The sequence below is a fragment of the Puniceicoccaceae bacterium genome (genome assembly GCA_040224245.1).
Classification (GTDB): Bacteria; Verrucomicrobiota; Verrucomicrobiia; order Opitutales; family JAFGAQ01; genus JAKSBQ01.
Genome location: JBEGIR010000050.1, coordinates 34,736 through 48,908, shown reverse-complemented (window position 1 = coordinate 48,908; position 14,173 = coordinate 34,736). Strand labels below are relative to the sequence as shown.

12 protein-coding genes and 2 tRNA genes are annotated in these 14,173 nt (G+C 53.2%); 5 read left to right on the top strand and 9 right to left on the bottom strand.

Annotated elements, in window-relative coordinates; all coding sequences use genetic code 11:
- Positions 1 to 9: 9 nt before the first annotated feature.
- From ABQ298_08435 to ABQ298_08415, 5 genes are all read right to left on the bottom strand, one after another.
- A complete protein-coding gene (locus ABQ298_08435; GenBank protein ID MEQ9824396.1) occupies positions 10 to 660 on the bottom strand; it encodes a cytochrome c3 family protein in 651 nt (216 codons plus the stop codon).
- Between the two features lie 390 nt (positions 661 to 1,050).
- Complete coding sequence (locus tag ABQ298_08430; protein MEQ9824395.1) at positions 1,051 to 2,745, bottom strand: response regulator; 1,695 nt, start codon at positions 2,743 to 2,745, stop codon at positions 1,051 to 1,053.
- Entirely contained in the window at positions 2,738 to 3,982 is a 1,245-nt protein-coding gene (locus ABQ298_08425; GenBank protein MEQ9824394.1) for a PAS domain-containing protein, read from the bottom strand. Before ABQ298_08425 ends, ABQ298_08430 begins: the two co-directional genes overlap by 8 nt.
- Before the next feature lie 246 nt (positions 3,983 to 4,228).
- Complete coding sequence (gene typA, locus ABQ298_08420; protein ID MEQ9824393.1) at positions 4,229 to 6,073, bottom strand: translational GTPase TypA; 1,845 nt, start codon at positions 6,071 to 6,073, stop codon at positions 4,229 to 4,231.
- A gap of 147 nt (positions 6,074 to 6,220) precedes the next feature.
- The gene (locus tag ABQ298_08415; GenBank protein MEQ9824392.1) at positions 6,221 to 6,757 is read right to left on the bottom strand and encodes a DUF4199 domain-containing protein; all 537 of its coding nucleotides are present in this window, start codon (positions 6,755 to 6,757) and stop codon (positions 6,221 to 6,223) included.
- 233 nt (positions 6,758 to 6,990) lie between these two features.
- Between ABQ298_08415 and ABQ298_08410 the strand changes: the two genes are divergently transcribed.
- The 4 genes from ABQ298_08410 (at position 6,991) to ABQ298_08395 (ending at position 9,790) form a co-directional block, all read left to right on the top strand.
- Positions 6,991 to 7,064, top strand: a tRNA-Gln gene (locus tag ABQ298_08410).
- 281 nt (positions 7,065 to 7,345) lie between these two features.
- Positions 7,346 to 8,773, top strand: a complete 1,428-nt coding sequence (locus ABQ298_08405; GenBank protein MEQ9824391.1) for a hypothetical protein — start codon at positions 7,346 to 7,348, stop codon at positions 8,771 to 8,773.
- 22 nt (positions 8,774 to 8,795) lie between these two features.
- Positions 8,796 to 8,972 (top strand): hypothetical protein, encoded by a 177-nt coding sequence (locus ABQ298_08400; GenBank protein ID MEQ9824390.1) that lies wholly within the window; start codon positions 8,796 to 8,798, stop codon positions 8,970 to 8,972.
- 89 nt (positions 8,973 to 9,061) lie between these two features.
- Complete coding sequence (locus tag ABQ298_08395) at positions 9,062 to 9,790, top strand: ion transporter (GenBank protein MEQ9824389.1); 729 nt, start codon at positions 9,062 to 9,064, stop codon at positions 9,788 to 9,790.
- Positions 9,791 to 9,832: 42 nt separating this feature from the next.
- Here ABQ298_08395 and dgt read toward each other — a convergent pair whose 3' ends face one another.
- From dgt to pyrH, 4 genes are all read right to left on the bottom strand, one after another.
- On the bottom strand, positions 9,833 to 11,149 hold the full coding sequence (gene dgt, locus ABQ298_08390) for a dGTP triphosphohydrolase (protein MEQ9824388.1): 1,317 nt from the start codon (positions 11,147 to 11,149) through the stop codon (positions 9,833 to 9,835).
- Positions 11,150 to 11,164: 15 nt separating this feature from the next.
- On the bottom strand, positions 11,165 to 12,298 hold the full coding sequence (gene proB, locus ABQ298_08385; protein ID MEQ9824387.1) for a glutamate 5-kinase: 1,134 nt from the start codon (positions 12,296 to 12,298) through the stop codon (positions 11,165 to 11,167).
- A gap of 96 nt (positions 12,299 to 12,394) precedes the next feature.
- Entirely contained in the window at positions 12,395 to 12,955 is a 561-nt protein-coding gene (frr, locus tag ABQ298_08380) for a ribosome recycling factor (protein MEQ9824386.1), read from the bottom strand.
- Between the two features lie 42 nt (positions 12,956 to 12,997).
- Positions 12,998 to 13,741: a UMP kinase gene (gene pyrH / locus ABQ298_08375; protein MEQ9824385.1), complete on the bottom strand. Its 744-nt coding sequence runs from the start codon at positions 13,739 to 13,741 to the stop codon at positions 12,998 to 13,000.
- Between the two features lie 158 nt (positions 13,742 to 13,899).
- Here pyrH and ABQ298_08370 point away from each other — a divergent pair.
- Positions 13,900 to 13,973 (top strand) — tRNA-Gln (locus tag ABQ298_08370).
- Positions 13,974 to 14,173 lie beyond the last annotated feature (200 nt).

The following is a 14,173-nucleotide window of genomic DNA, read 5'->3' as shown; positions in this document are numbered from 1 at the left end:
TTAGATAAATTAGCGATGACAACCTGAGCAGCTCTCGGGCGGCATGACCCTCCAGTCGTGCACAAACTCCTGGGCTGTGGTTTCCCAGTCGGGATCAGTTGGCTGCCACTTCAAATCGTAGACCTTGTCCACCGGACGGATGTAATCTTCAGGATTGCGATGGCACTCCAGACAGAAAGCCATCGTCAAGGACTTCGCGTGAAAAACTTCCTCCATCTCGTCCACCTGACCGTGGCACTCTACGCAGCTGATACCCCGATTCACGTGCACAGAGTGGTTAAAATAGACATAGTCGGGAGTGTTGTGAATCTTCACCCACTGCACGGGTTCGCCAGTTTGATAACTCTCACGCACGGGCGCCAGAAGCTCAGAATCCGCCTTAATGACGGAGTGGCAGGTCATACAGGTATTGGATGCTGGAATAGTCGAATGTTCCGAGCGATCCACAAACGTGTGACAGTAGCGACAGTCCAATCCTACCTGATTGACATGCAAAGCATGATCGAATGGCACCGGCTGTACCGGTTGATACCCTGCCCGAGAGTAGCTCGGGGTGAAGTAATAATAAAGCCCCGCGATGATCGCGAGCACCTTCAACGTCAGACCAAACAGGATCCACTTGGGGACCCTGTTCGCAACTTCAGGGAAAATATTACTCATTCGATAAAGTACTTACTGATTAACAGAAGAAAAACCATTCCTCAGACCCAAGCAGTGTCATCCGAGGAGACAGGAGCCGAACCGGAACGGAGCCTCACACTCCAACGAAACGACACGCATGTCAAGGCTTCGGAAACAGGGCGGCAAAGCTGTATTAAAATTCTTAATCCCATACAATCTAAATAGTAGAAAACCCGATACAAAATCAATATAACCCACTCAAAATCAACAGGAAATCGATTCAGCTTTTTGAATCCACAAAGCCAAAAAAATCAGCCTAACCGATACCGCTTTCGGTGCCGGAGCTTCATGCATTCACAAGCAAAAGCATGTGCGTACACCATGCCCTAGCCAGGTGGAACGTGCCAAACTCACAGCCGGCTTCATGCATCAACCTTGCACAGAGGCCCCCGGGGTAACATCACTGCCAGGTACTCCGACGAGATGCATCAATTCATCAATTTTTCGCTGAAGATCCGCCCGACGGGCCGGTTTGGAGACAAACCCGTTCATGCCCACACGTTCGCAGCGTTCCTGGGTGGAACGATCAATATTGGCAGTCAGGGCAACAATGGGAACATCCCGATACTGCGGAAGACTTGAGCGTATGCGTTCCGTGGTCTCAAATCCATCAACGCCTGGCATTTGGCAATCCATGAAAATGAAATCAAAACTGTGCGCGGCAAGGCATTCAAGAGCCTCCTCACAGCCACCAACAGCCTGGCAGCGGTGTCCCAGCCAGAAGAGCTGGTTCTGAATGACCTTGCGGTTCGTCCTGGAATCATCGACAGCGAGAATCTTGAGTCCACGTGCCGCAGGATGAACAACATCTGTATCATTTCGGCTGCCCAAGGTTGCGCACTCCTGGTCGGTGCAAAGTCCCAGGCAAAGTTCAAAGCGCACGGACGTTCCAAGCCCCACTTCGCTACTCACCTCGATGCTGCCGTCCATGGACTCGATGATGGCCTTACAGATTGCCAGTCCCAGTCCATTTCCACCAAAACGCCGACGGTTCACATTCTCCGCCTGACTGAATGGCACAAATAAATTGCGCATGTAGGGTTCGGGAATGCCAACCCCGGTGTCACACACCTCCACCTCGATGCGGATGCGGTCGGATTCGAGCTTGCCCACCTGGACCGAAAGCGTCACCTCCCCTTCTTCGGTAAACTTGAATGCATTGCGCAGCAGATTGCCGACAATCTGATGCAGTCGGGTTGTATCCCCCTTGACCCACTGGGGAAGATTGGGATCGAGATTGACGAGCAGCTCAATGCCGCGTGAAACCGTTTCAAAGCGGAACTGTTTGCGTATGCTTCCGATGAACTCGGCGAGATCAAACGATTGCACCTGCAACTGAAAGCGCCCATCTTCAAGCGCGGAATAGTCGAGAATATCATCGATGATGCGGTCCAGGTTTTCCCCGCAACTGTTCAGGGTCTGAAGAAACTCAAGTTGCTGCGCATCAAGCCGGGTTTCCTTCATCAGGTCAATGACCCCGATGATGCCATGCAACGGAGTTCGCAGTTCATGGCTGACCCTCGCCATGAAAATATCCTTCGCACGCAGAGCAGCCCCGAGATCCGCCATCGTTTCCCGCTCGGTTCGCATCGCCATCCACTTTGAACTCAGCATTTGGGCAAGCTGCTTCACCTCGATCACCTCAAAGGGTTTTTTCAGGATCAGGAAGGAGCGTTCCTCACCCAACTGTTGTACGATGCTCTCCCAGCTGTGATCCATGTAAGCCGTGCAGATCACGATCTGGATATCGGGATCGAGTTCCCACAGCCGAAGCGTTGTCTCGATTCCATCCCATCCCGGCATGCGCATGTCGATAAACGCAACCGAATAGGGCCGATTTGCTTCATTGGCACATTTGACCGCATCCAGCGCAACCTGGCCGGACAAGTGGTAGTCCAACTCATAGGAATGACCCTTGCACACCCGGGCAGGGCTGCCAAAAAGCTCCTGCTTCAACGCATCAAATCCGTCCGTATCCTTCGTACTCCGAAAAATCTTCCGAAAGTCATCGTGAATCCGGGGATTGTCGTCCACCACTAACAACCTGAAGATCGGCTCACTCATCACGTTTGCAACGGGTCAGTGGTAGCGAAAAGACAAACTCCGCCCCCTTGCCCATCCCTTCGCTCTTCGCCTCGATAAATCCGTCCACTTCCTTCGCAGCCATCTGACAGCTGTGCAATCCGATGCCATGGCCACCTTCACGGGTAGTGAACCCCAACTCAAAAATCCTGTCCATGATGGCAGGGTCCACACCCGGTCCGTTGTCCTGCACACTCAGGTGCAGGTGTTCAGCGCCCACCCATGAACGAATTCGAATGAAAGGATCCAAAATGCCGGAAGCATCAAAGGCATATTTTCCATTGCTCAGAAAGTTGAGCAAAATCTGAAGCGTTTGAAATTCGGGAATCTGCCATTCCTCCGTCTCCTCCAGATCCGCTTCCACCACCACACCGTGGCGCTGCAGCGCGATGCGATTGATTTCGAGTGCATCTGAAACAACACTGCGAACACTGCGGTGCTGAACCCGCTTCCAAAAACTCACCATGTCCTGTTGCAGCATGATGATGCGCTGAATATTCGAAACATCCTGTTGCAAGCGGGCAATCTCCTGCTCAAAGTCCTCACAGCTCTGACGATACCGTTCTCCCGCCGCTTCAATGTAAGTAGCGACTTTGCCAAGATAGCCCCGTGCATCTCCATCCGGGCTTTCCAGCTGCGCGCGAATCGAGCTGGCCAGTCGGTCGAGATCGAGACTTTCATACTGGCGGGACAACTCTTCAATCATCGTGGCCGTCACATTCACGCTGTTCAGTATGTTCCCAACATTGTGAATCACAATCGACGCAATCTCAGACCTGCCAGCCTTGCGGGAGGTTTCCGCAATCACCTGATTGGCCTCTTCGAGCGCATCCTGCAGTCGCTTCCTCTCCGTAATGTTGCGCGATACTCCGAGAATGCCAACCACATTGCCATCATCATCCTCCAGAGGGGCTTTGGAGGTGGAGTGCCAGGCAATGGTGCCATCCGGCATGTCCACTTTTTCGATTTGATTGCTCAGCGCTTGCCCACTCTCCATGATGCGAAGCTCATCCTCCCTCGCCCTGCTCGCATGCTGAGGTCCGAAAAAATCCGCATCACTCTTCCCAATGACATCCTCCATGCTCGCTGCCCCCAGCATCTGCACCTGAACCGCGTTGCAGATGACAAATTTTGAATCGCGATCCTTGAAATAGATGGCGTCCGGAAGGTGCTGCATGAGACTCCGGAAATGATACGCATCTGCGTGAGTCCGGATCATGGTGTCAAATAAAGGTCGGTAGAGGTGACAGGGGAGACGTGTCGGGGGAACATAGCGAACAAATGGATTTGAGCCGTGCTTCCCAGCAATGCATAGATCGGCCAAAAGATCCATCTTTTTGAGATTTTTTACAAATCTTTGACCAATCTTTCGCATACATAAGAGTCAGACCCTCCCGAAACCCCCGAGTCCAGCTCCGGCAGACGAAGAATCACGCCTGCCTGTGGTCAGAACCGTAATCCTGACTTAACCCTGCTGACGCTCAAGGCGCTTGCGCAGGTTGGGATCCAGAATGCGCTTGCGCAGGCGAATCACTTTGGGAGTCGCCTCCACATATTCGTCGGAGCCAATGTATTCAATCGCTCGCTCAAGCGAAAAACGCACAGGGGGTGCAAGGATTGCACTCTTGTCGTTGCCAGCCGCACGGATATTGGTCAGTTGCTTGCCCTTGGTCGGATTGACCGGCAAATCGTGCAGGCGAGGATTCTCTCCCACAACCATGCCCACATACACTTCATCACCCGGCGCTACAAACAACCGTCCCCTGTCCTGCAGTGCATCGAGAGCGTATGCGGTCGCCTGACCCTGATCCATCGATACCAGGGTGCCCGTCGAGCGAGTTGTAAATTTGCCAAGGTAGGGCTTGTAGCAATCAAACAGGTGACTCATCACTCCCTCCCCACTGGTAAGGTTCACCAGATCGGTCTCAAGCCCGATCAGGCCTCGCGTCGAAATACTGGCCTCAATCGTAGTCCCGTGTGCGTGCGGACTCATGTTCAGAATCTGTGCCTTGCGATCCGAGAGCTGCTGCATCACGGGTCCGGTTGCCGTTTGCGGAATATCGAGCCAGATCGTTTCCCAAGGTTCCATTTTGACCCCGTCGATCTCTTTCAGAATCACGGTTGGCCGTGAAACGAGCACTTCAAATCCCTCGCGCCGCATGGTTTCCACCAGAACCGCGATTTGCATCGCTCCGCGCGCGGATACCAGAAACTTTCCGGATTCGGGCGCATCCTCGACAATGATCGAGATGTTCGACTGCACCTCTCGATACAGTCGGTCACGGATTTGACGCGACGTCACCTTTTTCCCATCACGACCCGCAAAGGGTCCGTCGTTGACCGCAAATTCCATTTGAATGGTCGGTGGATCAATTTCCACAAATGGCAGCGCTTCCGCTTCAGGATCCGCACAGAGCGTGTCCCCGATATCCAATTCACCGAAGCCTGATATGCCCACGATGTTCCCCGCCTCGCCACTTGCCGAATCCTGGGTAGAAACCCCCGAATACTCAAAAACCTTGGTCACTTTGACCCGTGAACGCCCGTGCTTTTTGGAAATCACAGTGAGGGAGTCCCCCACTTTCACAGAACCACTGAGCACGCGCCCCACACCCACACGACCCACAAAATTATCCCAGTCAATATTGGAGACCAGCATGCGAAAGGCACCCTGCTCCACTTCCGGAGGTGGAACGTGTTTAACAATTGCCTCAAACAGGGGTTCCATGCCATGTGGCTCATCTCCCGGTTCGTTCACCATATACCCATCCCGAGCACTTCCATACACAAAGGGTGCACCAAACTGATCTTCAGTCGCTTCAAGCTCCAGAAAAAGCTCCAGCACATCGTCGTGCACCTGCATGGGCTGGCTGTTCTCACGGTCAATCTTATTGATCACCACGATGGGCTTGAGATGATTTTCAAGGGCCTTCTTCAGCACAAAACGAGTCTGCGCCTGAGGTCCCTCGTAGGCGTCGACCAGTATGAGCACACCATCCACCATTTTCATCACACGCTCCACTTCCGCACCGAAATCCGCGTGTCCGGGTGTGTCGACAATATTGATGACGTAGTCCCGCCAATGAACCGAGGTGTTTTTCGCCTTGATCGTGATCCCTTTTTCACGCTCCAGATCCATGGAGTCCATCACACGCTCGTTGACGACCTGATTGCTGCGAAAAGTGCCGCTCTGCTTGAGCAGTTCATCCACCAGCGTAGTTTTGCCATGATCCACGTGGGCGATGATGGCGATGTTGCGATATTGAGTCCCCTTTTCCATAGCTTCGCTTTGAGCAAAACGACGCAGCATGACACGTTCGCATCCGAAAACGAGCGAAAACTTGCGAGGACAGAAGGAAAGCGATCATGCGTGAATTCAGTGCAAACCCATTTCACGCAAGCAGAGTCGATTGCAAACACGAGGGCAGCCTGTGCTCGCAACCGACGCTTGTGAGCATCAGCCCGCCGGATTTGTTCCCAGGTCGTCTTCGACCTTCTTGCGGGTGAAAATCGCAATGATCAGGCTGAGAATGAGGCCTGTAACCAAGCTGCCAAAAAAACCAAAAACGGCCTGAAGACCAGGTTTCATGATGGTCCGGGTAAAACCTTCAACCTGTCCAATCTGTTCATCCGACATTCCCTGTTCGATCATCGCCTGCTCCTGAATGCGCCAGGCATGGTCCGCCATTTCAGGGTTGATGTAGGAAGCATAAACAAATGCCAGGATCGCTGAAAATACCGCCACAAAGACACTAGTCAGAAAGGCCGTGGAAAATCCATTTCCATACGAAAATCCTTCGCCAGCCTCCACTTTCTCAGCCTTGGCAGCACGAACGGCAAGGAATAGCCCTACAGCCAAAATGACCAGACCACCCCATGCGAGGAGTTGACCCTGCTCCATTTTTTCTCCGTGAAATCCAAGGAAGAAGAGGATGAGGGTGTAGATGAAACTCACAACGGAAGTTGCAAACGCATAGAAGAAACAATTGCTCATAGGTTTGGTGGTGTTGACGAATAGAAGGATTAGATGTCTCATCCCCAACAGGGGACGAAGACAAAACGCGCGCACGCTAACTCATTCAACCGCTCAGTGCAACGTCTATTCGGACAGATTTTCCCCATACAGTGCATGCCCGGAAAAAACAGTCGGCTTCCCGCAAATTCCGATTGAATTCCCAAATGCAATTTGTTTCGATGCTCCTTTAGGTCGTTTCAGAACCTGAACAAAGCCCGGTGGTGTAATGGTAGCACAGCAGTTTCTGGCACTGCTTGTTGGGGTTCGAGTCCCTACCGGGCTGCCACTTTGGAAGTTGAAGTGGCAAGTTGAAGTTTCAAGTCCTCTATCGCGCAGACTCCAGATCCTACCTTAAGGTAGGGACGCTCAACTCCAACTTTCCACTCGGACTTTCAACTTTCGACTTTCTCCTTTCCCCTTCCAACTTTCCACAAAAGTTTTGATTTGCCGGATCAAACCCGTTTGCATGCATCCTGCAAATGGAGTTTCAACCCCAAACCCCGGAACCCTAGCCTTACCCAGAAGCTCGATTTTGCCTAACCCTTCGATTCTGATCTGTTGCAACCCATGAGTGATTCCCAAACGCCCCCTGCCCATCACGCTGAATTCGAACGCGAACCCGTGCCCTCTTCCCACCGTCTGGGATTCAAGAATTTCGTCGGCCAGTATGCTGGGGAACATACAGCTGGCACTGAGCTGACGCTGGGTCCGCTATTTGTCGCTGCTGGAGTCAGCGCATTCGACCTGGTCATGGGCCTGCTTCTGGGAAATCTGCTAGCCGTGCTGAGCTGGACTCTGCTCACCGCTCCCATCGCCACGCGTGCCAGGCTGACGCTCTACTATCAACTTGAAAAAATCTGCGGCTCCAAATTGGTCCTGCTGTACAATCTGGCCAACGGCGTGATGTTCTGCTTCCTCGCCGGAGCGATGGTCACAGTCTCCTCCACCGCCTTCGGCGTGTGGTTTGGTTTCCGAATGCCGGGTCTGAACGACTGGGCGCCCAACAGCATGGGTTGGGTGATTACGGTATTGGGCGTGGGCGCAGTCATTGCGTGGGTCGCAGCCAACGGTTACCAGTATCTCGCTCGTTTTGCCAATTGGGCCGCACCCTGGATGGTCCTGGTCTTCATCGCCTTCGGACTGATCGGACTCAAGGATTTCATGTTGGCCACTCAAACCCAGATTTCGAGCTGGGATGATCTGGTGAACCTTGCCCAAACCGCGATCTGGAAAGGAGGCGACCCGCTTCCGGGACAGGTGAAATTCACATTCTGGCACGTGCTGTTTTTCGCCTGGTTCTGCAACATGGCCATGCATGTGGGCATGTCGGATCTCTCCATCTTTCGATTCGCCAAAAAATCCTGGCATGGCCTCGCCTCCGCCACTGGCATGTATCTCGGACATTTTGTTGCCTGGATCTCTGCATCCATTCTCTTTGCCCTGCAGCTGCACCTCAATCCCTCGCACACAGATGTGCTGCCCGGTCCCATGGCCTCCAATGCCTGCGGTATCGCAGGACTACTTTGCGTGATCATTGCAGGTTGGACCACCGCCAACCCCACCATCTACCGTGCTGGCCTCGCTTTCCAAGCAGTATTGCCCAAAGTCTCACGATTCAAGGTCACGTTTGCCATTGGTATGATCGCAGCAACAGCGGGCATGTTTCCGGCGATTGCCATGAAACTGCTCGGATTTGTCGCCATTTACGGTTTGGTGCTCATGCCCATGGGAGCCGTGATTTTCTGCGATTTCTGGTTGATGCGCAAATTTCGTCTGCAATCTTACTTTGCAGAAGTTTCGGGCATCTCCTTCAACTGGGCAGCCGGTATTGCCTGGATCCTTACCCTGTTGATCTGCGTGACCCTCGTGCTCAAGGGCGTGATTGGACTGTATTTTGTCAGCTTGCCGGGATGGTTTGTTGCCGCCCTGCTCTACCTTGTGTGCAGCGCTCTGATCCAGCGCCAACATCGCACCGCCGCAACCGTTGTTGCCTGAATCCACCCTCAACCCAAACACCATGAAAACACTGCTCAAACTACTTTCTTATCTTGCCCTGCTACTCGTTGTGGTCCCGCCCATATTCTACCTCGCGGGTTCCATCGAAAAACCCACCATGTCCAATCTCATGCTCGCTGGCACACTGGTCTGGTTTGCCACCGTTCCCTTCTGGATGGGGCGCAAACGCACATCCTGAGGGCGCAAATTCACCCGGTTGCTTCACAAACCTGATGAAGAGGATCGCACCGCTACGCTCCCGCATACGGATCACATTTCCAGCAAACCATGAAGCTTCGAAACCTCGTCGATGAATCCCAAACCCGCTCGGGAAAATACTTCGATTGGTTCATTCAGTTCGCCATTGTCGTTTCCATTCTGGGCATCACGTTCGAAACAGTTCCCGGACTGAGTCCGCAGGTTTACCGGCTCCTGCACTGGCTTGAATATGCCTGTGTTGCGATTTTCACCATCGAGCTATTGCTGCGCATCGGCTTCTCCAAATTGGGCTTTCGCTACCTCTTCACATTTTTTGGCATCATCGATCTGCTCGCCATTCTGCCCTTTTACCTCTCTCTGGGAATCGACCTGCGCGGACTTAGGGCCTTTCGCCTGCTGCGCATCTTTCGCGTGCTCAAACTCGCGCGCTACAACAACGCACTGCTGCGCTACCGACGAGCATTTCGTCGGGCGAGGGAAGAACTCATCCTCTTTGGGATCACTGCCATCATTGTGATCTATCTCTCATCTGTGGGAATCTACTTTTTCGAATCCACCGCCCAACCCGACAAGTTTAGCAGCATTCCGGAATCGTTCTGGTGGGCTGTCGCCACGCTCACCACTGTGGGATACGGGGATGTTTATCCGATCACCACAGGAGGCAAGATTTTCACCTTTTTCATCCTGTCCATCGGACTTGCGATTGTCGCGGTTCCCAGTGGCATCATCGCCGCCACACTCACCGAGGTGCGTGACGAAGAACCGGATCGATCCCAAACACACCGTCGGGAACCGTAGAATTCCTGCCTGGGTCACCCTTGCGATCCTGCACAACGTGTTTCACACGATATCCAGAATCGATCCAAAATCCGGATCAAACAGCTGCTTGTAAGTTCGAATCGCCAGTGCATCTGTCATGTCCGCAACACTGTCACACAGAATACGCATCGCCTCAGTCTCATCGTCCGCTTTGCGAATCTGCTCTCCAAACGGAGCCGGGATCAAATTGAGGCGGTCAGCGCCAGGACTGTGAATGTAGTTGTCGACCAATGCGTTGAACAACTGTTCCAGAATCAATCCTCCCTTGTACTCAATGCGATGGATCTGGGGTGAGCGAAAGATCAAATCCACTGCAATGCGCTTGTAGAGCCTCGCGGTTTTCTGACGCAGCGCATCCACTTCCAGCTCGAAGCGATAGCGATTGCTGAGATCCCGCATCGGGTTGTGCGTCTCCACCAGACGCACCGCATGGATGAACTTACCAATTTGTGTATTGAGAAACGATTCATGCCGCTGTCTCACGATCACCCCGAGCAACTCTTCGAGCGCAGCCTGCTCGTCCGCATCCAGCTGCTGCACCTCTGCCCAACGTTCGATGCGCTGCGGATTGAGGTAGCCCGCCTGAATCGAATCGATGATGTCGTTGATCGAATACGCCGTATCGTCCGCCCAATCCATGATCTGGCATTCAATAGAGCGGAAGGCGTTAAGGGAAAGGTGTGACTTCCGACAGAATTCGCGCACTTCCTTTTCCCGTCCGCCCAGTGCAAACTCAAGCCAGGGCCTGTCTTCATTGTACAAAAAATGATGCTCCGGGTATTCGTATCCTCCCTGCTCGCGGCCTCGAACCTTTTCCATCTGCAGCACCTTGTATTTGAGGATCCCGTCCAGCAACGCGCGGCTGGGATTCATGCCCTTGCTTCCATCCTTACGGGCATAAAACAGCCGGGTGAGGATGCGCAGAGTCTGCGCGTTTCCTTCAAAACCACCGTGCTCCTGCATCAGGAAGTTGAGCTTTCGCTCACCGATATGTCCAAAGGGCGGATGCCCGAGATCGTGCGCCATGCCGATCGCTTCCACCAGATCCGTGTCGATGTGAAATTCATCGTTGAGTTCCGGTGCACTGCGATTGAGCAAATCCGCAATGGAACGGGCAATTTTTGCCACCTCGATCGAGTGGGTCAGTCGCGTTCGGTAGAAATCAAATTCCCCCGATTGAAACACCTGGGTTTTCGACTGCAGGCGTCGAAAGGCATAGGAAAATACGATGCGATCCCGATCAATCTGAAACGCGCTGCGGATCTCGTCAAACTGCGGATTTGAGCTGGGTTCCTGCCGCCGATCCGTATCAAAAGCCTGATAGAAGGTGTTGTCCATTACTGAGGAGCCCTGTCACTGCACTGGTTTGCGCTCGGTGAGGGCCAGCGCGTCCCGGTGTATCACTTCGGTATGTTTTCGGTCAGGGAAGGTCTTGCGGATCTCTGAGGTCGATTTGCCCAGCAGTTCCGCCAACTCTGCCGAGGCAAACTGCGTGATCCCGCGGGCAATCACGTCGCCCTGCTCACTCTTGATGTCCACAACGGCTCCGGTGCCAAAACTGCCCTCAACCTGGATGACCCCTCGAGCGAGCAGACTCTTCCCCCCTTCTACCAGCGCCTTCGCCGCACCAGCATCCACTGAAATCGAACCATGGGTCTGGTGAAAATAGGCAAGCCAGCGCTTGTGAGAGCGAAGGTCGGTCGACTGTGGCACGAAGTAGGTGCCTTTCATTGCCCCCGCCAGCAGATTCTGCAGTATGCCCGGCTCCTTGCCGTGGGCAATGAAGACCCCGCAGTTCGATCCGGTCGCGATCTGGACTGCGTTGAGCTTTGAAATCATTCCGCCCACTGCAGTGGGACTCTGCGTTCCCTGAGCCAGGCTGCGAACCGCATCACTGAGTGCGTCCACCGTGTGTACGACTTCCCCTGTTTCCAGATTCATCAAGCCGGGAATGGTCGACAGTAGAATGAGCAAATCACTCTTGGTCAGGCTTGCCACCAGCGCACTGAGCACATCGTTGTCGCCGAATTTCAATTCATCCACGCTGATGCAGTCATTCTCGTTGATCACCGGGACAATGTCGGCACGCAACAGGCGTTCGATCGTCTCACGAACCGCCACATGTCGCTTGCGGATCGAGAGGTCGTCCCGCGTGAGCAAAATCTGCCCCACATGCACCGACCAGGGGTCAAAGCCCTTCTGCCAGGTTTCGATCAAAATACTCTGCCCCACCGAAGCACAGGCCTGCAGCGTTGGCAGATCACGGGGACGTCGATGCATGCCTAGGCGCCCCATGCCCAGTCCCACCGCTCCAGAGCTGACCACAATCACGGTCATGCCCTGACGACGCAGCTCCGCAATCTGCTCACAGATGTTGCGAATGACGTCGAGATCCAGCTGGCCAATACCAGAGGTCAGGATGCCGGTGCCCAGTTTGACCACAATGCGCCTGGGATGAAAGTCGGAGGGAAAATGCCGTGTTTCCATAGAAAATAGGCTCAATTAGAAAGCAATGCGCTTGGGCAAACAAGAAAGCCAGCCCGGAATGAGCTGGCCACTCTCATGCCGGAAAGGGGAATGACTTCAGACCTGCAGCAGCTCTTTCTCCTTGTTTTCAAGAATCTTTGCGATCTCCTGATTTTTTTCATCCGTGATCTTCTGCACCTCTTTTTCATAGCGCTTCTGATCATCTTCCGAGATATCACCGCTCTTGCCAGCGGTCTTCAGCGCGTCCATAGCCGTGTGGCGTGCAGCCCGGATGCCGATGCGTCCGTCCTCTGCCATCTTGTGAGCCACCTTGATCAGGTTTTCGCGGCGCTCACGGCTCAACTCCGGAATCGGTACACGCACCTTTTCACCATCAATGGACGGATTGAATCCAATGTTGGCAGTCAAAATTGCCTGTTCAATCGGTTTGAGTGCCGTCTTGTCCCAGGGCTGGATCACGATCATGCGCGCATCAGGCGTCGTGATAGCGGCAATATCCTTAATTCGCATCTGCGAACCATAAACCTCTGCCTGCAACGAATCCACCATTGAGGGACTCGCCTTTCCAGTGTGCAGGGTCGAAAACTCACTGGCAGTGTGTTCCACCGCTTTTTTCATGTCGGATTTGAGGGTTTTGATGACGTCGTCTGGATTCATAAGTTTTTCGGGTTTGATAATTTCGAGCGTTAATGACCATCGTTAAGAATGCACGATCGTGCCAATGGGTTCGCCCATGATCGCGCGACGGATGTTGCCCTTCTCCTTCATGCTCAGCACGAGGATGGGGATTTTGTTATCCATGCACAGAGAGAATGCGTTGCTGTCCATCACCTTGAGGCGTTGACGCAAGACTTCATAGTAGGAAATTTCACGGTATTTTTTTGCATCGGGAGATTTCATCGGATCTTTGTCATAGACGCCATCCACCTTGGTTGCCTTGATGATGACATCCGCCCCGATTTCGCTTCCACGCAGTGCAGCGGCCGTATCCGTCGAAAAGTAAGGATTGCCCGTACCGGCAGCGAGAATCACCAAACGCTTCTTTTCCAAATGGCGAATCGCACGCCTCAGGATGTAAGGTTCTGCAATTTTGTCGATCCGCACTGCGGTCAGGACACGCACCGGCACACCCAGGCTTTCAAAGGTCCCCATCAATGCCATGGAGTTGATCACGGTGGCCATCATGCCCATGTAATCCCCGGTAGCACGGTCAATCCCGGCCCCTTTGATGCCTTGAATTCCGCGAAAAATATTGCCTCCACCGATCACCAGTCCGATTTGAACCCCCATTTCGTAGATCTCTTTGATCTCCTCACAAATCGAATTGAGAGTCGAAGCGCTGATCGGATCTCCCGTCGCCTCATTTTTGAGGACTTCACCACTCAATTTGATGATGACGCGCTTGAATTTAATACCGCTTGATTCAGATGTTGGTTCCCCCATGGTGGGAATCAAAGAAACCCGAAATTGCGGACTGAGTCAATCCAAAGCACGGTTTCAAAACACACAACTGCCAGCTTTTTCTCGACCCTAAAAATCCCCGCAAGAACAACTTGACGTTTGATTCATTCCTGTTAACAACTAACCTTTCTTACACGTATAGCCTGGTGGTGTAATGGTAGCACAAATGGTTTTGGTCCATTCAGTTGGGGTTCGAGTCCCTACCGGGCTGCCACTTTGGAAGTTGAAGTGGCAAGTTGAAGTTTCAAGTCCTCTATCGCGGCAGATCCCAGATCCAAACTTTAGGTAGGGACGAGAACCCCACAGGGGTTCGTACCGAGGAGGCCAGCCACGCTGGACGACGACACAAGCAACGCGCCAATCCCTACCGGGCTGCCACTTTGGAAGTTCAAGTGGCAAGTTTAAGAATAAAGT

Coding starts and splice junctions, on each gene's coding strand:
- ABQ298_08415 (MEQ9824392.1), bottom strand. CDS start 6,757: ATGAGCAATTGTTTCTTCTATGCGTTTGCAACTTCCGTTGTGAGTTTC.
- ABQ298_08425 (MEQ9824394.1), bottom strand. CDS start 3,982: ATGATCCGGACTCACGCAGATGCGTATCATTTCCGGAGTCTCATGCAG.
- ABQ298_08395 (MEQ9824389.1), top strand. CDS start 9,062: ATGAAGCTTCGAAACCTCGTCGATGAATCCCAAACCCGCTCGGGAAAA.
- ABQ298_08430 (MEQ9824395.1), bottom strand. CDS start 2,745: ATGAGTGAGCCGATCTTCAGGTTGTTAGTGGTGGACGACAATCCCCGG.
- typA (MEQ9824393.1), bottom strand. CDS start 6,073: ATGCTGCGTCGTTTTGCTCAAAGCGAAGCTATGGAAAAGGGGACTCAA.
- pyrH (MEQ9824385.1), bottom strand. CDS start 13,741: ATGGGGGAACCAACATCTGAATCAAGCGGTATTAAATTCAAGCGCGTC.
- ABQ298_08405 (MEQ9824391.1), top strand. CDS start 7,346: ATGAGTGATTCCCAAACGCCCCCTGCCCATCACGCTGAATTCGAACGC.
- ABQ298_08400 (MEQ9824390.1), top strand. CDS start 8,796: ATGAAAACACTGCTCAAACTACTTTCTTATCTTGCCCTGCTACTCGTT.
- ABQ298_08435 (MEQ9824396.1), bottom strand. CDS start 660: ATGAGTAATATTTTCCCTGAAGTTGCGAACAGGGTCCCCAAGTGGATC.
- proB (MEQ9824387.1), bottom strand. CDS start 12,298: ATGGAAACACGGCATTTTCCCTCCGACTTTCATCCCAGGCGCATTGTG.
- frr (MEQ9824386.1), bottom strand. CDS start 12,955: ATGAATCCAGACGACGTCATCAAAACCCTCAAATCCGACATGAAAAAA.
- dgt (MEQ9824388.1), bottom strand. CDS start 11,149: ATGGACAACACCTTCTATCAGGCTTTTGATACGGATCGGCGGCAGGAA.